This window comes from Sphingomonas sp., from assembly GCF_025362505.1.
Classification (GTDB): domain Bacteria; phylum Pseudomonadota; class Alphaproteobacteria; order Sphingomonadales; family Sphingomonadaceae; genus Sphingomicrobium.
In genome coordinates this window covers 20,149-45,392 of record NZ_JANYGG010000135.1, presented here as the reverse complement: position 1 = coordinate 45,392, position 25,244 = coordinate 20,149, and the positions used below count along the sequence as shown (strand labels likewise).

Here is a 25,244-nt window from a genome sequence, read left to right as displayed (position 1 = left end):
TCAAGGAGTATTTGATGTCGATTACCGCTGAAAACAAGCAGAAGTTGATCACCGAACATGGTCGCGCCGAAAATGACACGGGTTCGCCCGAGGTCCAGATCGCGATCATCACCAGCCGCATCCTGACCCTGACCGAGCATTTCAAAACCCACGCGAAGGATAACCATTCGCGTCGCGGCCTGCTCATGATGGTCAACAAGCGCCGCTCGCTGCTCGACTATCTCAAGCGCGAGGACGCTACCCGCTACACCGACCTGATCGCCAAGCTCGGCCTTCGCAAGTAAAAATAAGGGCGCGTCGTTTGCGCAGTGCCTGATTCACGTTTTCAGCAGTCGCGCACAGCGCGCCTCCTGCCAACGATCAGTCTCTGGGCGGTGCCCTTTTCGTATCGGGAAACCGGCAATTCGGCTGGCGTCCCTGGGGCATTTTTTAGGCCCCGACCGATGGTGGACCGGCTGTCCCACCACGACGTCCCGGCCGCATCTGGCGTCCGGGTGAAGGAAACAACATGTTCAATGTAAAGACTGTGGAAATCGATCTCGGCGGCAAGACGCTGAAGCTCGAAACCGGGCGCGTTGCCCGCCAGGCCGACGGCGCCGTGATGGCGACCCTGGGCGAAACCGTGGTGCTGTGCGCCGTCACCGCCGCCAAGTCGGTCAAGCCGGGTCAGGACTTCTTCCCGTTGACCGTCCACTATCAGGAAAAATTCTCGGCCGCCGGGCGAATCCCGGGCGGCTTCTTCAAGCGCGAGCGCGGCGCGACCGAAAAGGAAACGCTGACCAGCCGCCTGATCGATCGCCCGATCCGCCCGCTGTTCCCCGAAGGCTTCTACAACGAGGTCCTCGTCATCGCGCAGGTCCTTTCCTACGACGGCGAGAATGAGCCCGACATCCTCGCGATGATCGCCGCCTCCGCCGCCCTCACTCTCAGCGGCGTGCCGTTCATGGGCCCGATCGGCGGCGCGCGCGTCGGCTACGAGAATGGCGAGTACATCCTTAACCCGTCGCCTGAGCAGATCAAGGCGGGCGACCTCGACCTCGTCGTCGCCGGCACGATGGGCGCAGTGATGATGGTCGAATCCGAGGCCAAGGAGCTGTCGGAAGACGTCATGCTCGGCGCGGTGATGTTCGCCCATGCCGCCTCGAAGAAGGTCTGCGAAGGCATCATCCAGCTGGCCGAGAAGGCCGCCAAGGACCCGTGGGACCTCGCCACCAACGACGCCAAGACCGCCGCCAAGGCGAAGCTCAAGACCGTCGTCGGCAAGGACATCGAAGCGGCCTACAAGCTGACCGACAAGGGCGAGCGCTCGAAGGCGCTGACGATCGTCCGCGATAAGGCCAAGGCCGCCTTCGCCGACGCCACCCCGCAGGAGCAGATGTCCGCATCGAAGGCGGTCAAGTCGCTCGAGGCCGACATCGTCCGCACCGCGATCCTCAAGGAAGGCCGCCGCATCGACGGCCGCGACACCAAGACGGTTCGCCCGATCGAAGCGATGGTCGGCTTTCTGCCGCGCACCCACGGTTCGGCGCTGTTCACCCGCGGCGAGACGCAGGCGATCTGCACCACCACGCTCGGCACGAAGGACAGCGAGCAGATGATCGACGGGCTCGACGGCCTGTCCTACTCGCGCTTCATGCTCCACTATAACTTCCCGCCCTACTCGGTCGGTGAAGTCGGCCGCTTCGGCGCGCCGGGCCGCCGCGAAATCGGCCACGGCAAGCTGGCGTGGCGCGCGCTGCACCCGATGCTGCCGTCGAACGCGGACTTCCCCTACACCATCCGCGTTCTGTCCGACATTACCGAGAGCAATGGCTCCTCGTCGATGGCGACGGTCTGCGGCGGTTCGCTGTCGATGATGGACGCGGGCGTTCCGCTGATCCGTCCGGTCGCGGGCATCGCCATGGGCCTCATCCTCGAAGGCAAGGACTTTGCCGTCATCAGCGACATCCTTGGCGACGAGGATCACCTTGGCGACATGGACTTCAAGGTCGCCGGCACGTCCGAGGGCATCACCTCGCTCCAGATGGACATCAAGGTCGCCGGAATCACCGAGGAGATCATGAAGGTCGCCCTCGCCCAGGCGAAGGACGGTCGCGCGCACATCCTTGGCGAAATGGCCAAGGCGCTCGACCACGAGCGTTCGGAACTCAGCGCGCATGCCCCACGCATCGAGACGATGTCGGTGCCCAAGGACAAGATCCGCGAGATCATCGGTACCGGCGGCAAGGTCATCCGCGAGATCGTCGCGACGACCGGCGCCAAGGTCGACATTGACGACGAGGGCGTGATCAAGATCTCGTCTTCGGATGTTACGCAGATCGAGGCCGCCCGCGCGTGGATCCACGGAATCGTCGCCGAGCCCGAGATCGGCACGATCTACAACGGCAAGGTCGCCAACATCGTCGATTTCGGCGCGTTCGTGACCTTCATGCCGGGCAAGGACGGGCTCGTCCACGTGTCCGAAATCCGCAACGACCGGGTCGAGAATGTCCGCGACGTGCTGAGCGAAGGCCAAGACGTCAAGGTCAAGCTGCTCGAGGTCGATCAGCGCGGCAAGGTCCGCCTGTCGATGCGCGTCGTCGACCAGGAAACCGGTGCCGAGCTTGAAGACACGCGTCCCCCGCGCGAAGCTCGCGAGGGCGGTGACCGCCCGCGTGGCGACCGTCCCGATCGTGGCCCGCGCCGTGATGGCGGCGGTGGTCGTGGTGGCGAGGGTCGTGGCCCCGGTGGCGGCGGCGGTGATCGCGGCCCGCGCCGTGACGGCGGCGACCGTGGTCCCCGCCGCGAAGGTGGCGACCGTGGCCCGCGCCGCGAAACCAGTGACCGTAGCGACAGCGGCCCCGCCCCCGAGTTCGCCCCGGCGTTCCTGACGGGCGGCAACGACGAGTAAGCGATCGGCCCAGCGCCGAAGCAACGAAAGGCCCCGCAGCAATGCGGGGCCTTTTTCGTTCGAGCTAAGGCGCGCTGACGATCATGCGCTTTTCAGCTGCGACGGGCGAACCAGATCGTGTGAGTTGGGCCCTTGCCATTGTCGCGTGCCCGGACGCGGACTTCTTCGGTGTCGAAGCCAGCCTGGGTCAGGCGGCGGGTGAAGGCCGGGTCGGGGGCGGCGGACCAGATGGCGAGGATCCCGCCGGACTTGAGCGCGACCTTGACATTGGCGAGGCCGCGCGCGGTGTAGAGGCCATCGTTGGCCTGGCGCGTCAGGCCATCGGGACCGTTGTCAACATCGAGCAGGATGGCGTCATAATCGGCTGAGGCGGTTTCGATGGCAGCGCCCACGTCGCCGAGAACGACTTCGACCCGTGGATCGTCGAGACAGCCGTCGGCCAATGCCGCCATTGGCCCGCGCGCCCAGGCGATGATCTTTGGCACCAGTTCGGCCACGACGATGGTCGCGTCTGCCCCCAACTTCGCCAGCACCGCGCGCAGGGTGAAGCCCATGCCGTAGCCGCCGACCAACAGCCGGGGGGCGGGGCGTGACCCGAGGTGCTCGCAGGTCATGGTGCCCAGCGCCGCTTCCGAACCGCTCATCCGGCTGCTCATCAATTCGTTGCGCTCGAGCGTGATCATGTAATCATTGCCGCGCCGGTAAAGCTTGAGCGGCAGCCCGCCGGGAACCTCGGCGGTATCGATCAGCTCCCGCGGGATCACCGCCTACGCGTCTTCCGCGCGGCATAGCGGGCATCGCGCGCGGCCTTGAGCTCGGCCTCGGTCGGCGGGGCGACTTCTGATTCCTTGCGGGCGAGCTCGGCTGCGGCCTTGGCTTCCGCCCGCGCGACCTTGGCGGCTTCGGCGGCGGCCAGCTTGGCGGCGCGCTTTTCGGCGGCGGCGGCTTCGCGCGCGGCCAGTGCCTCCTGGCGCGCGGCGATCGTCGCGGCGTCGGGGGCGGGCTTGGCGCGCAGCTGGTCGAGCGCGCGCTGCTTCGCCTCGCGGGCCAGCGCGGCGCGTTCGGTGAAGTCGGGGGTCTTGTAGGCTGCCATGATGATGTAATCCGCTGGTGTTGGGGCAATCGTGATGACCGCCAATATGCCCCCCTTAGCCGCAACGAAGCGCGGACCCAAAGGAACCGATAGTTTCGGGCTAATTCGCTCTTAGTCCGCCTTCGGAAACATCCTTGGCTCGGTCGGCACGAAGCGGATCACGTCGCCAATCTTGACCGGCGCGTCGAGCGGCAGGTCGAGTTCGACCGGGCGGTCGATACCGTCAACCTCGGCCTCGACCCGCAGCGTGCCGGCGCGCGGCAGGATGAGCGTCACGCGGCCCTCGAGTGCGCCATCGGGGTTTTCCGTCAACCGAACCTCATGTGGGCGGAACCAGAGGTTGGCGGGGCCATCGCTGGCGCCGTCGAGCACTACCGCGAGCGGCCGGCCGGCGAAGCTGCCACGTTCGGCGACGACCTCGACTGGCAGGCGATTGCTGTCGCCGACGAAGTCATAAACGAACGCGTTTTCGGGACGGTCGTAGATCGTGCGCGGGCGGGCAACCTGCTCGATCCGGCCATAGTCCATGACGACCACGCGGTCGGCGAGTTCGAGCGCCTCATCCTGGTCGTGGGTGACGAAAACCGACGTCACCCCCATGCTATCGTGCAAGGTGCGGAGCCAGCGGCGGAGTTCCTTGCGAACCTTCGCGTCGAGCGCGCCGAACGGTTCGTCGAGCAGCAGCAGGCGCGGTTCAACGGCGAGCGCTCGGGCGAGCGCGATGCGTTGGCGCTGGCCGCCCGAGAGCTGCGCCGGATAGCGATCACCGCGGCCGCCAAGCTGGACGAGGTCGAGCAATTCCTCGACCCGGCGCTTGATCTCGGCGGTCGGCGGACGGTCGCGGCGCTTGCGCACGTTGAGCCCGAACGCGACATTCTCTGCGACGGTCATGTGCTTGAACAAGGCGTATTGCTGGAACACGAAGCCGACGCGGCGGGCGGCGGCCTTGAGGTCGGTGACGTCCTCGTCGCCGAAAAACACCCGACCCTCGTCGGGGAATTCCAGCCCGGCGATGATCCTCAGCAACGTGGTCTTGCCCGATCCTGACGGGCCGAGCAGGGCGAGGAACTCGCCGTCGCGCGCTTCGAGGCTGACATCGTGAAGCGCGGCGTAGGTACCGAACCGCTTGCTGATGTTCTTGAGGATGATGCTCAATGCCCCGCTCCCGCCGAGGCATGGCCGTAGCGCCATTCGAGCAAGCTCTTGAGGGCCAGCGTCACGAGCGCAAGCAGGGCGAGAAGCGCGGCAACGGCAAAGGCGGCGACATAATCATACTCGTTATAGAGGATCTCGACATGGAGCGGCATGGTGTTGGTCTGGCCGCGGATGTGGCCCGAGACGACCGACACCGCGCCGAATTCGCCCATCGCGCGGGCGTTGCACAGAAGGACGCCGTAAAGCAGCCCCCAGCGGATGTTCGGCAAAGTGACGCGAAAGAAGGTCTGGAACCCCGTTGCGCCGAGCGACAGCGCGGCTTCCTCGTCGTCGCGTCCCTGCCCCTGCATCAGCGGAATGAGCTCGCGCGCGACGAACGGGAAGGTGACGAACATCGTCGCGAGCACGATTCCGGGGACGGCGAAGATGATCTGGACGTCATGCTCGGCGAGCCACGGGCCGAACCAGCCCTGCGCGCCGAACAGCAGGACATAGATCAGCCCCGACACGACCGGCGAGACCGACAGCGGTAGGTCGATGAAGCTGGTCAGCAGGCTCTTGCCGGGGAAGTCGAACTTGGTGATCGCCCAGCTCGCGGCGAGGCCGAAGATGACGTTGGCGGGCACCGCGATTACCGCGACGAGCAGGGTTAGCCGCATCGCGGCGAGCGCATCGGGCTGGCGGATCGCGTCGAGGAAGGCGGGCACCCCATGATCGAGCGCCTGGCTGAAGACGGTGACGAGCGGCAGCGCCAGCATCAGCGCGAGGAACGCCAAGGCTATCGTGATGAGGACAGTGCGCCCGCCCCGGCCCTCGCCGATCGCGATCCTCATTCGCCGCGCCCGCCGCGCTTGGCATTCCACGCCTGGTAAAGATTGAGCAGGACGAGCAGTGCAAACGAGGCCAGCAGCAACACGACCGCGATCGCGCTGGCCCCGTCATAATCATATTGCTCGAGCTGGGTGACGATCAACAGCGGCGCGATTTCGGTGCGGTATGGCATGTTGCCGGCGATGAAGATGACCGAGCCATATTCACCGACACCCCTTGCGAAGGCCATCGCGAAGCCGGTCAGCAGGGCTGGAAAGATTGCCGGGAAGATCACCCGGTTGAAGGTCTGGATACGAGTCGCGCCGAGGGTCGTCGCGACTTCTTCGACGTCATTGCCGAGGTCGGCCAGCACCGGCTCGATCGAGCGCACGACGAACGGCATGCCAACGAAGGTCAAAGCGACGGTGATGCCGATCCAGGTAAAAGCGACCTTGATCCCGAGCGGGGCGAGCAGCGAGCCGATCCAGCCATTCTCCGCGTAGAGAGTGGTCAGCGCGATACCGGCGACAGCGGTAGGCAGCGCGAAGGGAAGATCGACCATCGCGCTGACCAGCCGACGCCCCGGGAAGGAGTAGCGCACCAGCACCCAGGCGACGAGCGTCCCGAAAAAGGCGTTGATCAGCGCCGCGAGCAGCGCCGTGCCGAAGCTCACCTTGTAAGCCGCGATCGCGCGCGCATTTAGCGCCGAGGCGACGAAATCGGCCGGGCCCATTTGCGCTGCCTTCAGCGCCAGCGCGGCCAGCGGCAGGAAGACGATCAGCGACAGCCAGGCGACGGTCACCCCGAGGCTGAGCCCGAAGCCAGGAATAATCGAGCGGCGCACGCGTGGCCTCTTGAGGCGGGGCAAATGCGGCACGAAACCGGACCCGGACGCGTCGCCCAACTGAGGCTGTTCCGATGCTCGCCCGGAAGCCGAAAGGGCAACGCTCGCGATCACTGGCCGCGCTTCGCCATGATCTTGTCGAACAGCCCGTCGTCGGCGAAATAACGTTTCTGCGCTGTCGCCCAGCCGCCAAAGTCGCCAATCGTCGCCAGCCTGACCTGCGGGAAGTCGGCGGCGTGGCGCGCAGCGACGGCGGCATCGCGCGGACGGTAGTGATTCTTGGCGATCATTTCCTGCGCGGCCGGGGTGTAAAGGAATTTGAGAAAGGCGGTGGCGACGTCGAACGTGCCGTGTTTCTTCGCATTCGCGTCGATCACCGCCACCGGCGGCTCAGCGAGGACAGAGACCGAGGGCATAATCATCTCGACCTTGTCGGCGCCGAGCTTGTCACGCGCCAGCATCGCCTCATTTTCCCAGCCGATCAGCACGTCGCCGATGCCGCGCTCGACGAAGGTCGTGGTCGCGCCGCGCGCGCCGCTGTCGAGCACCGGCACATGGGAGAAGAGGTCGCCGAGATAGGCTTCGGCCTTAGCGTCGGATCCGAGCGTTGCCCGGCCCCACGCCAGTGCGGCGAGCACGTTCCAGCGCGCGCCACCCGACGATTTGGGATTGGGGGTGATGACCTCGACGCCCGGCTTCACCAGGTCGCCCCAGTCGCGGATGCGCTTGGGATTGCCCTTGCGCACGAGGAATACGATGGTCGAGGTGTAGGGTGCGCTATTGTGGGGCAGCCGCGCCTGCCATCCGACGGGAAGCTTGCCCGATTTCGCCGCGATCGCATCTATATCGCCAGCCAGCGCCAGCGTCACGACATCGGCACCAAGCCCGTCGATCACCGCACGCGATTGCTTGCCCGACCCACCGTGGCTCATCTCGAACGTGACGTCCTGGCCGTGATCTCTCTTCCACGAAGCGGCGAAGGCGCGGTTGATATCCTTGTACAGCTCGCGCGTCGGATCATAGCTGACGTTGAGCAGCTTGACCGAGCCGTCAGCGCCGCCACCGCTGCCGCCGCAGCCGGTCACCATCAATGCCGCGGCCAAAACCGCGCTCCACCACCTGGTCAACCTTAAATGCCCTTTTCCCTGGCCTCAAACGAACGATTCGTATGGCCCCAAGCGTCGCGGCGGTATCCATGCTGCAACCGCTAACTTTGGCAAGAGCCGAGCTTATAAGAGCAGACAAGCAGCCGCAACGTGTCGCCGGATTGAAAGAATCTTGCCGTGAACCGTCGTTTTCTAGGTGATCGCGGCGCGATCTTTCCGCGCTATTGCGGATTAGCCCCCGCCGCCTTCACCCGCGCCCGATAGGTGTGAAGCAGCGGCTCAGTATAGCCATTCGGTTGGTCGACCCCCTCGAACACCAGCGCGCGGGCCGCCTGGAAGGCCAGGCTGGTCGCTTCGTTCCCGGCCATCGGGCGGTACAGCGGGTCGCCCTCGTTCTGCCCATCGACCTTGGCCGCCATCCGCTCGAACGCCGCATCGGCCTCGGTCGGAGTGGCGACGCCGTGGAGCAGCCAGTTGGCCATGTGCTGCGACGAAATACGCAGTGTCGCGCGGTCCTCCATCAGGCCGATGTCGTGGATGTCGGGCACCTTCGAGCAGCCAACCCCCTGGTCGATCCAGCGGACGACATAGCCGAGGATCCCCTGGGCATTATTGTCGAGCTCCTCGCGCACCTCGTCCGGCGCCCAGTTGCGCCCGAGCGCGACTGGCACATCGAGGAGCGCGTCGAGCGGCGCGACCGGCTCGGCCCGGCGCTCCGCCTGGCGCGCGAACACGTCGACCCGGTGATAGTGCGTCGCGTGGAGCGTCGCCGCGGTCGGGCTCGGCACCCAGGCGGTGTTGGCGCCGGTCAGCGGGTGGGCAACCTTCTGCTCGAGCATGTCGGCCATGCGGTCGGGCGCGGCCCACATCCCCTTGCCGATCTGCGCCTTGCCCGACAGGCCGCAGGCGAGCCCGATCTGGACGTTGCGGTCCTCATATGCCTTGATCCACGCCGAGTTCTTCATCTCGCCCTTGCGGATCATCGGACCGGCCCGCATCGACGTGTGCATCTCGTCGCCAGTGCGATCGAGGAAACCGGTGTTGATGAAGACGATGCGATCCTTCACCGCAGCGATGCAGGCGGCGAGGTTCGCCGAGGTGCGGCGCTCCTCGTCCATCACCCCAACCTTGACCGTGTGGCGCTCCAGCCCGAGCAGATCCTCGACCGCGTCGAACAGACGGTTCGTGAACGCCGCCTCGTCGGGGCCGTGCATCTTGGGCTTGACGATGTAGACCGATCCCGCCCGGCTGTTGCGGAAGCGCGCACTGCCATCGAGATCGTGGATCGCGATCAGGCTGGTGACGATCGCGTCGAGGATCCCCTCGGGGACCTCGCTGCCGTCGGCGAGGCGGACCGCCGGGGTGGTCATCAGGTGGCCGACGTTGCGGACGAACAGCAGGCTGCGACCGGGAAGGATCAGCTCCCCGCCGTCGGGTGCGGAGAAGCGGCGATCGGGCTCGAGCGCGCGGGTCATGGTGCGTCCGCCCTTGTCGAATCGCGCTTCGAGGGTGCCGTTCATCAAACCCAGCCAGTTGGCATAGGCCGCGACCTTGTCCTCGGCGTCGACCGCGGCGATCGAATCCTCGAGGTCGACGATCGTCGTCAGCGCGGATTCGAGGATGACGTCGGCAATCCCGGCGGGGTCGTCGCGGCCGATCGGGTGACCCTTGTCGATGACGATCTCAATGTGCAGCCCGTTGTGACGCAGGAGGAGGTTGTCCCCGGCGCGGCCCACCAGCTGCGCCGGATCGGCGAGTGCGGGCGCGCTGCCGGTCCAGCTGGTCCACGACCCGCTCGCCAGTGGCACCGCTTCGTCGAGGAAGGCCTTGGCCCAGTCGATGACTTGCGCGCCCCGCGCGGGGTCGTAGCACTTCCCCACCGCCGTGCCGGGCAGCGCGTCGGTGCCGTAGAGCGCATCGTAGAGGCTCCCCCAGCGGGCGTTGGCGGCGTTGAGCACGAACCGCGCGTTGAGCACCGGCACGACCAGTTGCGGACCCGCCATCCGCGCGATCTCGTCATCGACGTTGGTCGTCGTCACCGCAAACGGCGCGGGCTCGGGAACGAGATAGCCGATTTCGCGCAGGAACGGCTGGTATTCGGTCTGGTCGATCGGCTGTCCGGGGCGCGCCAAGTGCCACGCGTCGATCTTCGCCTGAATCGTATTGCGGATAGCCAGCAGTTCGCCGTTCTCGGGCGCGAAACGAGCGAAGATCGACGCCATGCCGGTCCAGAAGCGGTCGGGATCGAGCCCCGTCCCGGGTAATGCCTGCTCGTCAATGAACTGCGCCAGTTCCGCCGCGACCCGGAGGCCAGCCTTGTCGATAAGCTCAGTCATGCGCACGCCCTTCTAAACGGGATCCAATTAGGGCGGCGCAATGCCCGGACGCGCGCTGGCGGTCCAGCCCCGCCGCACCAGACTTTCGTCGAATATCACCGCCGAAGAAGTCGCCGGGGACGTGGTGGCGCTAAGCGGGATCGAACCATTTATCCAAGCAGTGCGACCGCAGCGATTGAATGCAGTTACAGAGAGCAAAGCGAGAAAAACTGCATAGTTTTGGCGTCTAATCCGTCAAATTCACGCTGTTTGCGATACGCTTCGTTACGTTAGTCTGGCTTGAGTCGCAGCCTTGCTCCCTGGATGTGCAAATATGCTCAACTCGTCCCTCGGCCGACCCGCTTGGCCGGAAACGCTGTACCCGAATCGGTCGCGGAACGGTTGCTTTTGACATGACCTGCAAACCCAGCATCGTTCGCCCCGGCCTGACCGCGATTGCCGCTGTCCTCGCCCTTTCGTCCACTTCGCTGCTTGCCCAGACCGCCGATCCGGCCACGGCAAGCCCGTCACCCATCGCCGCCGATCCCGCTCCGATAAGCGCAGCCCCGACCTCGGTTGCGCCCGTAATCACTGCTCCGGCGCCCATCGCCGCCGATCCGCTCGCCGCTACCACGCCCACCACGACGACCAAGCCTACGCCCAGGAAAGTCGTGACCAGAACCGTAGCAACGACCACGATGCGCACGGTCAGCAAGGCCGCACCGGTTGCCGCTCGGACCACAGCCAGGACCGCTTCGCCGATCGCCGCAAAGGCTGCCGCTCCCGCCCCGGTTCCGGTGCCAATCGTTCCGGCTCAATCGGCTTTGCCCGTGACAGACATGACCTCGACCCCGATTGCACCGACCAATTCAGCTCCGGTCGCCGAGACCACCACCACGACCGCGCCGACCGACCAGACGCTGCCGATCTTTGGCGCGGGCGCCGCGGCGCTGGCACTCGCCGGTGCGGGCTTCGCGCTCAGCCGCCGGCGTCGCCGCCGTGACGAGGAGCAATTCGCCGATGGGTCCTATGTCCCCGCCGACGAGCCAGTCGCCGAGCTGATCATGGCCGAGCAAGTGATCGCCCCCGAGCCGCGCTTTACCCCGGCTCCGGCAGTGGTTGCCACGACGACGCTTCCCGCCGCATTCGACGCCAGCGACCGGAGTCCACGCATCCAGGCTGCCTATGCGGGCCCGAGCGAGGACAATCCGTCGCTGTCGCTGCGCAAGCGGCTGAAGCGGGCCACCGCGCTCGACCAGATGGAGCGCAACGGCCACTTCATCCCGCCGTCGGCCAAGACGGCCCGATCCGAAACGCCGAAGCCGAACGTGTCGACCTGGGCCAATCCGGCGCCGGGCGGGCTGATGTTCGGCCGCGACGACCCAGCGCTCCGCCCGGCATTCACCGCCAACTAACCGCTTGGCTTCAAGACCTATCCGGTCCTCCGCTTGTCCCCGAGCGGAGGACCGTTTTCACGTTCATGAACTCATGAAGCCCCCACTGCCCCAATTCGCGGCCGTGGCCTGAGCGCTTGATCCCGCCGAACGGAGCCTCGGGAGCGGAGGCGAGCATCTGGTTGACCGCGGTCATACCAGCCTCGATTCCTACGATGAACCGCGCTTCCTCGGCAGGTTCGCGGGTCCATACCGAAGACCCAAGACCGAACGGAATCGCGTTGGCGAGCCGGATCGCCTCGTCGATATCCGCCACCTTGAACAGCATCGCAATCGGCCCGAAAATCTCCTCATGGGCGAGCTTGCTGTCGAGCGGCACGCCGGTCAGCACGCCGCCGCCGATATAAGCGCCCTTGCCCGGCAGAGCCTCGCCACCGATCAGGGTCGCTCCCGCCGCCTTCGCCTCCTCGAGTTGGCCGAGCACGGTGTCCATTTGCTCGAAACTCGACAGCGGACCCATGTCGCTCGCCGGGTCCATCGGATCGCCTGCCTTCGCAGCCAGCATGCCGGCGATGAACCGCTCGGCGAAGGCGTCATACACATCGGCGTGGACGATCATCCGTTTGGCGCAGACGCAGGACTGGCCGCTATTCTGGATCCGCGCGGTGACGGCGGCCTTGACGGCGAGATCGAGGTCGGCCGACGGCATGACGATGAATGGGTCCGACCCGCCGAGCTCGAGCACCGCTTTCTTGAGCGCGCCACCCGCCGCCACGGCGACCGAGCGGCCCGCGCCTTCGCTCCCGGTCAGCGTTACCGCCGCCACCCGCTCGTCGGCGATCAGCGCCGCGACATTGCCCGACTTGATCGCCAAATTCTGGAACAGCCCGTCGGGCGCGCCAGCGGCGATCACCGCCTCCTCGATCATCCCGGCGACCCCCTGAACGATGCTGGCGTGCTTCAACAGCCCGACATTTCCGGCAAGGATCGTCGGAGCGAGGAAGCGGACTGCTTGCCAGTAGGGGAAGTTCCACGGCATCACCGCCAGGATGACGCCGAGCGGGAGCAAATGGACCTCGCCCTTCGCCCCGGCGATCGGCCGCGGCTTGAGGAAAGCCTCACCGTTTTGAGCATAATAGCGAAAGGCGGCGGCGCATTTCTGAACCTCGGCACGAGCCGAGACGAGCGTCTTGCCCATCTCCGCGCTCGCCATCCGCGCCATTGGCTCAAGCCGCGTATCGAAGATTTCGGCGATCTTCTCGAGCAGCTGGGTCCGCTCAGGCACCGGGCTGAAACGCCAGCTGGCGAAACGCGAGGCGGCGCGCGCGACCTTCCCCTCGAGCTCCTCGGAAGTGAGTTCGGGGTAGGTGCCGATCTCGTCACCGGTCGCGGGATTGATGCTTTTGAACATGGGGTCATCCGCTGCTGCTGAGGTTGGTGGGCCAACGTTTCATGCCACCCGGCGTTCCGGTGCCCAAGAAAGCGACGAAAAGCGGGAGCCGTCGTGAAATGTGCCGTCCGCGATCAACGGAGTGTGACAGGAACCGTACAATCTTGTCTCTGCCATTCGGGAACATTGGGGCTTTTCAATGCGCGCGTCACAAAGGGCGAACCCGCATTATGCGACAAGCTGTGGGATTGGACATTTCGTCCATATCCAGGAGAGAAAATGACCCGTTTCGCACGCATCTCGGCGACATTGCTCGCCGGCACGCTCGTTTTCGCCGGTGCAGCGGTCGCCGCTACGAGTTCCGCCCCCAAGCCAAGGATTACCATGGCCGCAGCGCGCGCCAAGGCGCTGCATCTTGCGCCGGGAAAGCTTATTTCAAGCGAATATGAGAATGAGCACGGTTGGCGCTATTCGTTCGATATCCAGCAGAAAGGCCATGTCCAGGAGATCGGCATCGACGGCCAGACCGGCCGCGTGGTCGAGAACAAGTCCGAGGGCAAGGTCGACCACGACTAGACACTGTAACGCCGTCGGCGGAGGTGCCTTGCGCTTCCGCCGGTGGCACGTTCATGCTCTTATGGGCGGCTTGACCGCGCCGCGGAGATTCGATGCAGATCCTGCTTGCCGAAGACGACCTCGAAACGGCCGGTTTCATCACGCGCGGGCTCGAGGAACTCGGCCACGCGGTGCTGCGCGCGGATAATGGGCCCGATGCGCTCCATTTCGCCGTGACAGAGCCGTTTGACGTGCTGATCCTCGATCGCCTGCTGCCAGGTCTCGACGGTCTGGCCGTGCTGCGTCGCCTCCGTGCGGCGAACATCCACGCGCCGGTGCTTCTGCTGACCGCGCTCGGCCGGATCGAGGATCGGGTCGAGGGTCTCGACGCGGGCGCCGACGATTATCTGGTCAAGCCGTTCGCCTTTTCCGAGCTCGCCGCACGCCTGAACGCCTTGCATCGGCGGCCACCGGCCAATCCCGAACCGACCCGGCTTGAGCATGGCTCGATCTCGCTCGACCTGTTGAAGCGCGAGGTGCGCCGCGAGGGTAAGGTCATCCCGCTTCAGCCACGCGAGTTTCGCCTGCTGGAAGAATTGCTCCGCGGCGGCGACCGGGTCGTCACACGCACGATGCTGCTTGAGCGCGTATGGGGTTATCATTTCGACCCCCAGACTAACATCGTCGATACGCATATCAGCCGCTTGCGCGCGAAGCTCAACGAGGGCAGCAAGAACGACCTGATCGAAACGGTGCGCGGTGCCGGCTACCGGATGCGCGGCAATGACTAGTCGCAAGAGCAGCGCGGCCTACCGAATTGGGTTCGCCTATACCGCAATCCTCGCGTTGGGCGTCGCACTGCTTGGCCTCGTAATTTTCGAGACGATGCACCTCGACTTCACGCGTCAGCTCGACGCCACCGTAACCGACGAAGCGCGGACGCTCGTCGGCGAATATCACAATGACGGTGGCACCGAGCTGGCCGACGCGATCGCGCAGCGGGAGGCTTCTCGCTCGCCGACCCGTTTGCTCTACGCGGTGTTTGCTGCTGATGGGCGCCGATTGCTGGGGTCGCTGGACACAGCACGTCCGGCGCTCGGACTGCGCGACATCGGCTTTATCGACCCGCGCGGAGGCGCCGACGCGGCGAGAGGGTTGGCAATCGACTTGTCGCCACGCGAGCGGCTGGTCGTCGCCGCCGACCGCGAATCGATCGAACGTGCTGACCAGACCGTAATCACCGTATTCGCCGCCGGCTTTCTCGCCGTTTGCCTGTCAGGCTTGGCCAGCGCGCTATTGTTGGGGGCCTATCTTCGCCGACGCCTCCAGGCAATCAGCGGTGGCGCAGAAGCGATTATCGCGGGCGATGTTCGCAGGCGAATGCCGGTCAGCCTGCGACAGGACGAATTCGACGAGCTCGCCAAGACGCTCAACCGCATGCTCGACCGGATTGAGGGGCTCCTCGACAATCTGCGTCAGGTTTCGAGTGACGTTGCACATGACCTGCGCACCCCGCTTGCCCGGCTCCGCAATGGTCTCGAGGAGGGACTTGCTGGTGCCGGTGCGTCTGCTGGGCCGGTGATCGAAGATGGCATTCGCCGGGTCGACGAACTGCTGTCCCTGTTCGGCGCAATCTTGCGGATCGCCGAGGTCGAGAGCGGCGAGACGCGCAAGTTTTTTGCTCTGTTCGACATCAGCGCGATGATCACCGAGCTGGCCGACAGTTATTTCCCGTCGGTCGCGGAAGGCGGGCGTACCTTACTATGGTCGGTCGAGCCGGCGCTTATCATGGACGGGGATCGTGATCTGATTGCCCAAGCGGCGATCAACCTCATCGAGAACGCGCAACGCCACACTCCGACCGGCACCCTGATCCGCCTCACGCTGGTTTCGTCCGGCGCGTGGATCTGCCTCCAGATAGTCGATAATGGCCCGGGGGTGGCGAAGGCGGATCGCGCACGGATCGTCGAGCGTTTCACCCGGCTCGATCGCAGTCGCACTACTGAGGGTCACGGCCTCGGGCTCAATTTGGTTCGCGCAGTTACCCGGCTGCATGGCGGGCAACTGGTCCTTCGCGACGCGGATCCCGGTCTCAGCGCAACCATGGAATTCCCGGTGCGCTCGATGCACCATCCCAAGATTGAGGTGGAACAGTGACGAACGACCAAACCATCGATGCGAGCAAGGTCCCGGCGGTGACGCTGGGTTTCTGGATCGTGAAGATTCTCGCCACCACACTTGGCGAAACCGCAGGCGACACCGTCAGTATGACGTGGAAGAACAATCTAGTCGCGCTGTGGACCAGCCTGTTCGGCACTGCGCCGCCGATCTCGCCTGATAATCTGGGTTATGTCGTCGGCACCCTGCTGTTCGCGACCTGCCTCGTCGTGCTGGTGTGGGCGCAGATGAATGCCAAGCGCTTTCATCCCTTGCTCTACTGGGCGACGATTGTCGCCTCGACCACAGCTGGAACGACGCTCGCTGACTTCGCCGACCGCTCGCTCGGCATCGGCTATTCCGGTGGATCGCTGTTGCTGTTTTCCTGCGTGATTGCCTCGCTGTTCGTCTGGCATCGCACGCTCGGAACGGTCAACGTTGACACCGTCGTCACCCCCAGCGCCGAAGCGTTTTACTGGATCACGATCACCTTCTCGCAGACCCTCGGCACCGCGCTCGGTGACTGGGTGGCCGACGCCGGACCAGGCTATTCAGGCGGGGCGCTGATTTTCGGCGCGATGCTCACCGTGCTGACGCTGGTCTACTATGCGACCAGCATCAACCGGGTCATCCTGTTCTGGGCGGCATTCATCCTGACCCGTCCGCTCGGCGCCACCGTGGGAGACTTCATCGACAAGCCGGTCACCAAGGGCGGGCTCGAGTTCAGCCGTCCGGTGGCATCAATGGCGCTCGCCGCCGTGATCCTCGCGCTTATCCTGGTACTCCCGCAGCGCGCGGGACTTCATCCTTCAAGCGAAGTGGCGGCATGATTGTGCAGGGCGGTGACAAAGCAGGCCACTGGAACGCCTGCGTGGTGCTGAGCGAGGCGGAGTAAAATCCGGCCAGTGGATAGGCTGCTCCTTTTTGGGGAGCAGAGGGGATGTTCGCCGTGGAAGTCTACGCCGCTGTTCGGCGATTCGTGTCTATTTATGACCACATCGACGATCACGAGCGCAGGTTTTGGCCGAAAGCAATGTGACCGTCAAAAGCACCCGTGTAATTTGCAGCCAACGCGTCGTAGTCGCTGCCCATCAAATGACCCCTCGTTGGGCAAGATCATTGCGCTGTTGATCCGACATGCCCAAGAGATTGCCATAGACTTCGGCATTGTGCTGGCCAACGCAGGACGGCGCGGGTGTGCGCACACTGCTTGGTGTCGCGGAAAAACGGGGCACTACATTCTGCATTTTGAGCTTGCCAAACCGTTCGGTCTCCACGTCGATGATGGCTTGGCGGGCTTGGAAATGCGGATCTTGGAGCATCTCAGGCGCGCGGTATACTTTTCCTGCGGGCACCGAATGCGCGATCATCAAGGCATCGACCTCGGCAACGGTGTGGTGCCAGGTCCAAGCATTGATCAGTTCATCGAGTTCGATCTGGTTCTCGCCCCTCGCGACGTGGGACGAATAACGGGGGTCGGTCGCCAGTTCTGCTTTGCCCATGGCCTGTGCAAGGCGCGCAAAAATGGCGTCCTTGTTTGCGCCGATCATGAAGTCCCCATCGCTGCACCGATAGACGTTCGACGGTGCGATGCCGGGCAGGAACGAGCCGGATCGTTCGCGGATGATTCCCGAGTGGTCATATTCGGAGATGACGCTTTCCATGACTTGCAGCACCGCCTCGTAAAGCGCGGTGTCAATCACCTGGCCTTCGCCGGTCGCGGTACGCGCATGGAGCGCGGCAAGCACGCCCATGCAGCCATAAGTCGCTGTCAACGTGTCGCCGATCGAAATGCCCATCCGGCTTGGCGGGCGATCGGGTTCGCCCACGATATAGCGCCAACCGCCCATAGCTTCCCCGATCCCGCCAAAGCCGGCGCGATCGGAATAAGGGCCTGTCTGACCATAGCCCGACATGCGCGCAATAATCAGGCCCGGATTGATCGCGTGCAACGCTTCGGGACCAAGACCCCATTTTTCAAGCGTGCCGGGTTTGAAGTTTTCGACCAAGACATCGGCCGTGGCGATCAGCTTGCGGACAAGCTCTTGCCCTTCAGGAACACGCAAGTTGGCCGAGACCGACTTTTTATTGCGGGAGATGACCTCCCAATTCACCTTGTCATCGCCAAGGCCCCAAACACGCATCGGATCGCCCTCGCCAGGCGGTTCGACCTTGATCACTTCGGCGCCCATGTCTCCCAGCAGCTGGCCGCAAAATGGTCCCGCGAGCAACTGGCCCAGTTCGACGACGCGGATATCCTTAAGTGCGCCCTGATTCTCCATGAGGGCTAGTCTGCCGCTTGCAGCGTTTGCCAGACGGGCTGCACAGGGGCCGGGAGCCCGGTTTCGGCCTCGCAATTCGCGCGCAGCGTTTCGATGTCAGGGCCATAGTTGAACACAGCGAGGGGCGAGCGCTCGGTGCGCATCTTTGCACGGAGCGTTTCGGTAGCTGCCATATCGACGGCGCCATTGTCATTGGCGACAACACCATAAGAGCGGGCACCAGCGGAAGTCACTAGACCCTGCGCAATCTCCTTACCGACCAATTCGGGCGCGCGTTCAAGCGGATCGCCCCAGCCGCCGCCGCCCCAGGTGATGAAATGGAGCAAATCGTTGGCTTCGACGGGATAGGCATCAACCTTGTTGCCAATGTTGACCTGCGTGCCGTCCGGCTTCTCAATGATCTTGCGCGCACGGCGGCCCGGCTCGCCGCCATTGACCCCCCATGGAGGCACAAACCAGCGGTCATCATGCGCCGAGATCGTGCCTGCGGCCAGGAAGCGATAGGTCATGTGAATGCCGTTGCCGCCGCGATGGAGCCCGGCACCACCGCTGTCCGGCACCGTTTCATAGTTCTCGATCAGGAGCGGGAAATAGCGTTCGAGGAACTCGTTGGGCACGTTGGTAAAGCCCGGCCACAGCGAGTGTCCATCAGGGCCATCGCCCATTGGACGTCCGGGTATGCCGCCAAACCCGATTTGAAAGAGCTGGAACCATTTCCCCTTGGCATCATGCCCTGAATAAAACAGGTGCGGGCTCGACGAAAACCCAGCAGCATTTAGGAATTCCGGAGTCTTTTGGCCAAGCAAACCGCCGAGAACGTCAAAAATGCGGCCCAGTGCGTGCGTGCGCCCGGAAAGCGCGGCCGGAAAGACCGGCTTCAGGAGCGATCCTTCCGGAATACGAACATCAATCAGATCATAGAAGCCGTCATTGAACAGGATCTGCGGGTCGAAAACCATGATCATGTAGATGCCGAAAAACATGCGGAACATGTTCTCGTTGAGCAGGAAGTTGATCGAATACTGGCTTTGAGGGTCGGTCCCGGCAAAATCGAGTACCACGCGTTCGCCCTCGCGCCACATCGTGCATTTGATCTTGAACGGGCCAGCGCCCATGCCGTCGTCGCAAATATAGTCTTCAAACGTGACTGGTGCCTCGCCGATCGCGTTGGCGATCAGGTGCTTCATCGCGCGATGGTTGCGGGCGAGCAATTCCTCGGTCGCAGAAATGTAGACATCATCACCAAACCGCTCGGCCATTTCGATGACGCGGCGCGCGGCCACGCGGCATGAGGCGATCAAGGCATTGAGATCGGCCTGGCACCAATCGGGTTTGCGCGTCTGGTGCATGACCAGCTTTATCAGATCCTCATTGTATTCGCCCTTCTTCCAGATCTTCACCGGCGGAATTCGAACACCCTCTTCAAAGATTGAGCGAGAATCGACGGGCATGGAGCCGACAACTTTGCCGCCGATGTCCGCCTGGTGGCCGAACATGGCGGTGTAGCCGAGGATACGGCCGTTCTTGAACACCGGCAAAAGCACCAGCCAGTCGTTCGAATGGCTGACGGCGCCTGCACAGCTATACGGATCCGAAAGCAAGATCATGTCGCCTTCTTCCAAGGTCCCCTCGTAGCTTTCGAGGAAACCGCCGATGAAGCTGCCGAATTGGCCCACAATCATCTTGCCTGCGTGATCTGCGATCAACGGGAAGGCATCGCCTTGCTCGCGGATGCCGGGCGACATGGCGGTTCGCTTCAAGGTTGCGTCCATTTCGTTGCGCGCATTGCGCAGCGCATTTTCGATGATGTCGAGAGTAACGGGATCAATCGCTGTCTTTTGGAACGGGACGGCGTTGGTCTGGATAATGGTTGCTGGCATTGTCCTTGCCTCCTCAAGCCGGGTTGATCAGGATGTTACCGACGCGATCGACTACTGCGATGCATCCGGTTTCAATCAGGGTTGTAGAGTCCATTTCGATAACGATGGCAGGCCCGGGGATGATATCTCCTTGGAGCAATCTGGAGCGATCATAGATCACCGCCGCCTGTTCCTTGCCGTCCATCCACAACGTGTGATCGCGCATCTTGGCGCCCGAAGGATCGCCATTGCCTTTGGCCAGTTCTGCGGCCGGAAGGTCGAGCGATTGCCCCAGGGCCACCGCGCGCAAGTTCACAATTTCGTGCGGCGTGTCCATGTTGAACGTGAACAGGCGCAAGTGCTCCTCGTCAAATCTGCGCAGGATTCCGGCGACACCGTCGCTTTCGAGTGCCGCAATGGTAATCATCAGCGGCACTTCAAAGGCCTGACCCACATAGCGAACGTCAATCTCGAACTCGCTTTCGATCGTGCTGTCAGCCAATCCGTCCGAGCGCAGTTCAGCGCGGGTTTGTGCGGCCATCTCCTTGAGGATGGCAATCAGTTCATCGGCGTCGGTCGTGATCGCTAGCCGTGAGAACGAACGCGCAGTCTCGGTCCGCATCCGCGTTGTCGCGTCACCCAACGCGCACAGCACGCCGGGAGAGACCGGCGAAACCGCAGGCCAGCTGCTCATCAGTCTTGCAACCGCGTTGACATGCAACGGGCCCGCACCGCCAAAGCCCATCAACGCGAAGTGGCGCGGATCATAGCCCTGCTGCACGGAGATCATTCGGAGTGCGCCAAACATGTTCTCGTTGACGATATCGATGATGCCGCGCGCCGCCGCCATCAAATCGATGCCAAGCGCGTCCGCGATTGTCTGAACGGCGACTTTGGCCCCCTCGCGGTCGAGCTTGAAGCTTCCGCCCAGCAAGTTTTCGGGCAGATAGCCGAGCACCACATTGGCGTCGGTCACCGTCGGCAAAGTGCCGCCCTTGCCATAAGCAACTGGCCCCGGAACGGCACCGGCAGACTGCGGACCAACCCGCAAAGCCTTGGTAAGTTCGGGGACATAGGCAATCGAGCCCCCGCCGGCACCCACGGTTTTCACATCGAGCGAGGAGGCGCGGACCGACAAATGGCCGACGTCAGTTGTCCGGACGCGGCGCGGTTCAAGATTTTCAATCAGCGCCACGTCAGTTGAAGTGCCGCCGACATCCAAGGTCAGAATGTTGTTCAGGCCCGAATTCTTGCCCACCCAGAGCGCTCCAGTAACGCCCCCGGCCGGGCCCGACATCAGGATGTTGACCGGGTGTTCCTCGGCCTTTTGCGCCGACATCAGGCCGCCGTCTGAGCGCAACAACGACAGTTTCCCGTTCATCCCGGACTTGGCCAGCTTTTCGCGGAGACTCGACACGTAGCGGCCGACCACCGGACGGACGGCGGCATTGGCGACGGTTGTCAGTGTGCGCTCATACTCCTGCATCTCGGGCAGGACCTCGTGGCTGAGCGACACCGGGATATCCTGCATCATTTCGCGCGCCATGGCACCGATGCGCTTTTCCTGGTCTCCGTTAACATAGGCATTCACGAGCGAAACCGTGATCGCCTCAACTCCCTGGTTCTTGAGCTTGGTCAGTGCCGCTTTCACGCTCGCTTCGTCCAGCGGCCGGACTTCTGTGCCCGCAGCATCAATGCGCCCGCCCACCGTGACCGTGTCTTCAAGCGCTGCAAGCGGCGTGGGTTTGGGCCAGATGATCCACGCTGCCAATCCGCCAGGAACGTAGGAGCGAGCGATCTGCAGGATATGACGATAGCCTTCGGTGGTTATGAGGCCGACGCGTGCCCCTTTCCCTTCGAGCATGGCATTGGTGGCAACCGTGGTACCATGGAGGAAATACCCAATTTCCTTAGGATCTACGTTCGCCGCGACGCAAATCGCCTCCACCCCGGTCAGAACGCCTTCCGAACTGTCATGCGGTGTCGAAGGCGTCTTGTGACGCCAGAATGCGCCAGTTGCTTCATTGAACAACAGCAGATCGGTGAACGTGCCCCCGACATCAACGCCCAAACGGTAACCCATTTACGTCCCCTTCGATTATGCGGCCTGCGGGAAGCGCGGTGCCTGCGCTACCATCCCCGGCAGTTTTCGCCCGATTACTGCCGAAAGCCATATGCTCCCGGCAATCAGCTGTTCCAGATCCATTCCCGTGCCGATCCCGGCCCGTTCGAGCATGTAGATCACATCTTCACTCGGCACATTGCCCGCCGCGCCGGGTGCAAAGGGGCAGCCGCCAAGCCCACCGAGCGAACCATCAACGACGCTCGCGCCGGCCTCCACCGCTGCCCATACATTGGCAAGCCCGGTATTGCGGGTGTTGTGAAAATGAACCCGCACCGGCAGCGGATCGATCGCCTCGCGTACACGCGCGACAAGCCGTGCGACATGCGCGGGATTTCCCACGCCGATGGTGTCGGCCAGCGCGATTTCGACTGGTCCGGCTTCGGCCAGCCGCCGCGCCATGGCAACGACACGCGCCTCGCCAACCTCGCCTTCGAAAGGACACCCGAACGCGGCGGCGATGGTGGCCTGACCGGTCAGCCCTGCGGCGCGGGCCATGGCGATGATCGTCCTGGCCGCCTCGACTGATCCGTCGCTGGTCTGGCCCTGGTTCGCGATGGCAAATCGGTCGGTTGCCACCGCGACGGCGCCCAGCTGGTCAATCCGGCCTGTTGCGATAGCGCGCTCGGCGCCCCTGGCATTCATCACCAGCCCGACAAAGGTGACATCGGCGCGGTCCGGCAACGCTGCGCAAACGGCTTCGGCGTCAGCCATTTGCGGGACGCGCTTCGGGTTGACAAAGCTGGTGACCTCGATCCGCTTGGCTCCGGCGGCGATGGCCCGTTCGATCAGTTTGATCTTGTCGCCAGTGGCAATCGTTTCGCGCTCGTTTTGAAGGCCGTCGCGCGGACCCACTTCGACAAATGCAATGGATGGAACAGCCATTTCATAAACATCGCAGTTTTGGATACAAAATCAAGGCCCCGTCACTCAGCGGCTTGCGAGCTATCGACAATCCGCTGGTTCATGTGGGCGTTTGCATAAGTGTGGAATGCCCTGCGGATGTGGGAGGTCATGACAGCCTCGGCCCAGGTCGGATCATGCTGCTCGAAGGCAGCCAACAGCTCCTCATGCTCACGATACGATCGTTGCAAGTCCCCGGCTGTAAAATTCTGAACAGTTCGCCAGATAACCGGTTGTTCGATGAGCTTGGCCAGCGCGTTGGTCAGGCGTTGAGATGCCGACGCCTCAAGAATGATGGTGTGGAACTGCTGGTTGTGATCGAGGAAAACCCGCGTATCAGGAATGTCGCGTTCGACTGCTTTCTGCAAAGCGTGATTGTGCACTTTCATCCGCTCAATCTGACTTTGGTTGATGCGTTTGGCAGCTCGGCGTGCGGCTCGGCTCTCCAGCATGCCGCGCAATTCGAACGCTTCCTCGACATCGTCCAGCGACCAGTCAGCCACGAAACTGCGCTGTGTTTCGCTGCGACGGATCAGATATTCCGCTTCGAGCCGACCCAGCGCTTCGCGAACCGGGGTGCGCGAAACACCGCACTGCTCCGCAAGGGCCTCCTCGCCGATCTTTGCTCCCGATCGAAGTTCACCGGAAAGGATCTTGTTCCTGATCATTGAATATGCTCGATCGGATGCGCGCGACATTCTTTTTTTCCATGAGCTTGACCGGATAGCTTTGTATACATTAAGCCTAAGCTCGGTCCATTGCAATTAGCTGTAGATGAAAAGCCAGTGGTAGAAAAACGCATCAAGGTTATCGTTCCAATTCCGATGGATGCAACGGGCGTTGCGAATCGCGCCAGCCAGCTACCGGTCAATTTGATCGCCCCGGGCTTCAAGCCTGAATTCGTCGCGGTGGAATGGGGCGCGGCCTTTGGTGATTCCTATCATAACATGCTGCTCATGGACTGGACAGTTTTCCAGGCCGGCATCGATGCTGAGAACGAGGGTTATTCTGCGGTCGTGATCGATACGGTGAGCGATTCCGGTTTGCGGGCGCTACGCTCGCGGCTGTCGATCCCTGTGCTCGGGCCCGGTGAATGCGCGTTTCACATGGCCATGACGCTGGGCAAGAAGTTTTGCGTCCTCACCATGTGGGATGAATGGTTCCCGCTCTATGAAAAGACGCTGACGGAATATGGCTTCTGGCCGCGCTGCGCATCGCTCAGGTCGATCAAGACGCGCCCCGATGTCGCCGAACTGCTGGCCGGCAAGGAAGAGGTTATCTTTGCAAAGCTGAAGGCCGAGGCAGAAGCAGCTATTGCGGAAGATGGTGCCGATGTGATCGTGCTCGGCTCGACGACGATGCATCAATCGGCGCGCTGGCTTGCTGATAACCTGCCTATCCCGGTCATCAATCCGGGGTTGATTGCCTACAAGCAGGCCGAACTCCTCGTTCAACTTGGCCTTTCGCACAGCAAGAAAGCCTTCCCCTTCCCAGAGGTTGGCAATGATGCGGGCATTCGCAAAGGAAGCGCTTGATGTCGGACTGGACCGAAGCCGGAGCGGGGCAGACATCCCTGCCCTATCCCTATTACATCGACATCGTCACCAAGCGCTATTTCGATGGCGTCGACAATAAGGACATGGAGCAGGTGCTGGCCTGCTTCACTGAAGATGCCTTGCTAACTGAAGTGACCTCGAACACCGTGCACGCCGGACGCGATGCCGGCGTCCGTGCGATGTTTGCGCGGCTGTTCTCTGATTTTGCCGAAATCTGGCACGGTAATTTTGTGCACACCGCCGATCCGCAGTCGAATTCGGTCTGCTCGCAGTTTACCGTGCTTATTACGCCCAATAGCAGCACCGAGCTTCGCTATGAAAACTGCAACCGCTTTTATCTCAAAGGCGATAAGTTTCACCGCGTTTATGTTTATATGAGCGGCGACAATTTGCTGAAGGAAGGAGAAGCCTGATGCAGTATGAGCCAACGCTCAGCCGCGACGAGTTGATCGATATCGCGACAATCAAATACTTCGGCAATGTCGATGCGAAGAACATCGACGCGGCGATTGCATGCTTCAACGATGAAGCGCTGTTTTGCGTCCAGACCGCGTTCACTCGCCACGCCGGCAAGGCGTCGATAAGACGCATGCTGGAAGATTTCACCGGATCTTATGCAGCCATCGTCCACAAGGACTTCGCATGCACGGTGGATGAAAAAAACGGTCGCGTGACTGCATCGTTCGAGGCAGTTCTGACAGGTCATGACGGGGGGATAACACGGTTTTACAACACAAATTTCTGGCGTTTCCGCGATGGAAAATTCCAGGAAGTCTATGTGTATTTCAGTGGAGCCAACGTTCTAGTTTAATA

23 protein-coding genes are annotated in these 25,244 nt (G+C 63.0%); 10 read left to right on the top strand and 13 right to left on the bottom strand.

Annotated elements, in window-relative coordinates; genetic code table 11:
* The first annotated feature begins 14 nt into the window (after nucleotides 1-14).
* Nucleotides 15-284 (top strand): 30S ribosomal protein S15, encoded by a 270-nt coding sequence (gene rpsO / locus Q0R27_RS12830; protein WP_293945459.1) that lies wholly within the window; start codon nucleotides 15-17, stop codon nucleotides 282-284.
* 224 nt (nucleotides 285-508) lie between these two features.
* Nucleotides 509-2,890 (top strand): polyribonucleotide nucleotidyltransferase, encoded by a 2,382-nt coding sequence (pnp, locus tag Q0R27_RS12825; RefSeq protein WP_293945457.1) that lies wholly within the window; start codon nucleotides 509-511, stop codon nucleotides 2,888-2,890.
* Between the two features lie 92 nt (nucleotides 2,891-2,982).
* Here the strand turns inward: pnp and Q0R27_RS12820 are convergent, their stop codons facing one another.
* From Q0R27_RS12820 to Q0R27_RS12790, 7 genes are all read right to left on the bottom strand, one after another.
* Entirely contained in the window at nucleotides 2,983-3,654 is a 672-nt protein-coding gene (locus tag Q0R27_RS12820) for an MnmC family methyltransferase (protein WP_293945454.1), read from the bottom strand.
* A complete protein-coding gene (locus Q0R27_RS12815; RefSeq protein WP_293945552.1) occupies nucleotides 3,651-3,983 on the bottom strand; it encodes a DUF6481 family protein in 333 nt (110 codons plus the stop codon). The genes Q0R27_RS12820 and Q0R27_RS12815 overlap by 4 nt, the downstream gene beginning before the upstream one ends.
* Before the next feature lie 111 nt (nucleotides 3,984-4,094).
* Nucleotides 4,095-5,138, bottom strand: a complete 1,044-nt coding sequence (locus Q0R27_RS12810; RefSeq protein WP_293945451.1) for a sulfate/molybdate ABC transporter ATP-binding protein — start codon at nucleotides 5,136-5,138, stop codon at nucleotides 4,095-4,097.
* On the bottom strand, nucleotides 5,135-5,971 hold the full coding sequence (cysW, locus tag Q0R27_RS12805) for a sulfate ABC transporter permease subunit CysW (RefSeq protein WP_293945450.1): 837 nt from the start codon (nucleotides 5,969-5,971) through the stop codon (nucleotides 5,135-5,137). The genes Q0R27_RS12810 and cysW overlap by 4 nt, the downstream gene beginning before the upstream one ends.
* The gene (gene cysT / locus Q0R27_RS12800) at nucleotides 5,968-6,792 is read right to left on the bottom strand and encodes a sulfate ABC transporter permease subunit CysT (RefSeq protein WP_293945449.1); all 825 of its coding nucleotides are present in this window, start codon (nucleotides 6,790-6,792) and stop codon (nucleotides 5,968-5,970) included. Before cysT ends, cysW begins: the two co-directional genes overlap by 4 nt.
* A gap of 110 nt (nucleotides 6,793-6,902) precedes the next feature.
* Nucleotides 6,903-7,895, bottom strand: coding sequence for a sulfate ABC transporter substrate-binding protein (locus Q0R27_RS12795; protein ID WP_366080360.1), 993 nt, complete (start codon nucleotides 7,893-7,895; stop codon nucleotides 6,903-6,905).
* A gap of 224 nt (nucleotides 7,896-8,119) precedes the next feature.
* Nucleotides 8,120-10,234 (bottom strand): malate synthase G, encoded by a 2,115-nt coding sequence (locus Q0R27_RS12790; RefSeq protein WP_293945448.1) that lies wholly within the window; start codon nucleotides 10,232-10,234, stop codon nucleotides 8,120-8,122.
* 392 nt (nucleotides 10,235-10,626) lie between these two features.
* On the opposite strand from Q0R27_RS12790, the gene Q0R27_RS12785 reads away from it, so the two are divergent.
* Entirely contained in the window at nucleotides 10,627-11,628 is a 1,002-nt protein-coding gene (locus Q0R27_RS12785; RefSeq protein WP_293945446.1) for a hypothetical protein, read from the top strand.
* A gap of 10 nt (nucleotides 11,629-11,638) precedes the next feature.
* Here the strand turns inward: Q0R27_RS12785 and Q0R27_RS12780 are convergent, their stop codons facing one another.
* Nucleotides 11,639-13,018, bottom strand: a complete 1,380-nt coding sequence (locus tag Q0R27_RS12780) for an NAD-dependent succinate-semialdehyde dehydrogenase (protein ID WP_293945444.1) — start codon at nucleotides 13,016-13,018, stop codon at nucleotides 11,639-11,641.
* A 258-nt stretch (nucleotides 13,019-13,276) separates the two neighbouring features.
* On the opposite strand from Q0R27_RS12780, the gene Q0R27_RS12775 reads away from it, so the two are divergent.
* From Q0R27_RS12775 to Q0R27_RS12760, 4 genes are all read left to right on the top strand, one after another.
* Entirely contained in the window at nucleotides 13,277-13,573 is a 297-nt protein-coding gene (locus Q0R27_RS12775) for a PepSY domain-containing protein (RefSeq protein WP_293945441.1), read from the top strand.
* A 92-nt stretch (nucleotides 13,574-13,665) separates the two neighbouring features.
* Nucleotides 13,666-14,343: a response regulator transcription factor gene (locus Q0R27_RS12770; RefSeq protein WP_293945439.1), complete on the top strand. Its 678-nt coding sequence runs from the start codon at nucleotides 13,666-13,668 to the stop codon at nucleotides 14,341-14,343.
* The gene (locus tag Q0R27_RS12765; RefSeq protein ID WP_293945437.1) at nucleotides 14,336-15,709 is read left to right on the top strand and encodes a HAMP domain-containing sensor histidine kinase; all 1,374 of its coding nucleotides are present in this window, start codon (nucleotides 14,336-14,338) and stop codon (nucleotides 15,707-15,709) included. The genes Q0R27_RS12770 and Q0R27_RS12765 overlap by 8 nt, the downstream gene beginning before the upstream one ends.
* Complete coding sequence (locus tag Q0R27_RS12760) at nucleotides 15,706-16,539, top strand: hypothetical protein (RefSeq protein ID WP_293945435.1); 834 nt, start codon at nucleotides 15,706-15,708, stop codon at nucleotides 16,537-16,539. Before Q0R27_RS12765 ends, Q0R27_RS12760 begins: the two co-directional genes overlap by 4 nt.
* Nucleotides 16,540-16,800: 261 nt before the next feature.
* Here Q0R27_RS12760 and Q0R27_RS12755 read toward each other — a convergent pair whose 3' ends face one another.
* The 5 genes from Q0R27_RS12755 to Q0R27_RS12735 are packed head-to-tail and all read right to left on the bottom strand — an operon-like array spanning nucleotide 16,801 to nucleotide 23,573.
* Nucleotides 16,801-17,991, bottom strand: a complete 1,191-nt coding sequence (locus Q0R27_RS12755) for a CoA transferase (RefSeq protein WP_293945433.1) — start codon at nucleotides 17,989-17,991, stop codon at nucleotides 16,801-16,803.
* A 5-nt stretch (nucleotides 17,992-17,996) separates the two neighbouring features.
* The gene (locus tag Q0R27_RS12750) at nucleotides 17,997-19,871 is read right to left on the bottom strand and encodes a hydantoinase B/oxoprolinase family protein (RefSeq protein WP_293945430.1); all 1,875 of its coding nucleotides are present in this window, start codon (nucleotides 19,869-19,871) and stop codon (nucleotides 17,997-17,999) included.
* 13 nt (nucleotides 19,872-19,884) lie between these two features.
* Nucleotides 19,885-21,933 carry a hydantoinase/oxoprolinase family protein gene (locus tag Q0R27_RS12745; protein WP_293945428.1) on the bottom strand — a complete coding sequence of 683 codons (2,049 nt, stop codon included), beginning with the start codon at nucleotides 21,931-21,933 and terminating at the stop codon, nucleotides 19,885-19,887.
* Nucleotides 21,934-21,948: 15 nt separating this feature from the next.
* The gene (locus Q0R27_RS12740) at nucleotides 21,949-22,857 is read right to left on the bottom strand and encodes a hydroxymethylglutaryl-CoA lyase (RefSeq protein ID WP_293945426.1); all 909 of its coding nucleotides are present in this window, start codon (nucleotides 22,855-22,857) and stop codon (nucleotides 21,949-21,951) included.
* 41 nt (nucleotides 22,858-22,898) lie between these two features.
* Nucleotides 22,899-23,573 (bottom strand): GntR family transcriptional regulator, encoded by a 675-nt coding sequence (locus tag Q0R27_RS12735; protein ID WP_293945424.1) that lies wholly within the window; start codon nucleotides 23,571-23,573, stop codon nucleotides 22,899-22,901.
* A gap of 60 nt (nucleotides 23,574-23,633) precedes the next feature.
* On the opposite strand from Q0R27_RS12735, the gene Q0R27_RS12730 reads away from it, so the two are divergent.
* The 3 genes from Q0R27_RS12730 to Q0R27_RS12720 are packed head-to-tail and all read left to right on the top strand — an operon-like array spanning nucleotide 23,634 to nucleotide 25,242.
* The gene (locus Q0R27_RS12730; RefSeq protein WP_293945421.1) at nucleotides 23,634-24,410 is read left to right on the top strand and encodes an aspartate/glutamate racemase family protein; all 777 of its coding nucleotides are present in this window, start codon (nucleotides 23,634-23,636) and stop codon (nucleotides 24,408-24,410) included.
* Complete coding sequence (locus tag Q0R27_RS12725) at nucleotides 24,410-24,844, top strand: nuclear transport factor 2 family protein (protein WP_293945419.1); 435 nt, start codon at nucleotides 24,410-24,412, stop codon at nucleotides 24,842-24,844. The genes Q0R27_RS12730 and Q0R27_RS12725 overlap by 1 nt, the downstream gene beginning before the upstream one ends.
* Entirely contained in the window at nucleotides 24,844-25,242 is a 399-nt protein-coding gene (locus Q0R27_RS12720) for a nuclear transport factor 2 family protein (RefSeq protein ID WP_293945417.1), read from the top strand. Before Q0R27_RS12725 ends, Q0R27_RS12720 begins: the two co-directional genes overlap by 1 nt.
* Nucleotides 25,243-25,244: the final 2 nt, after the last annotated feature.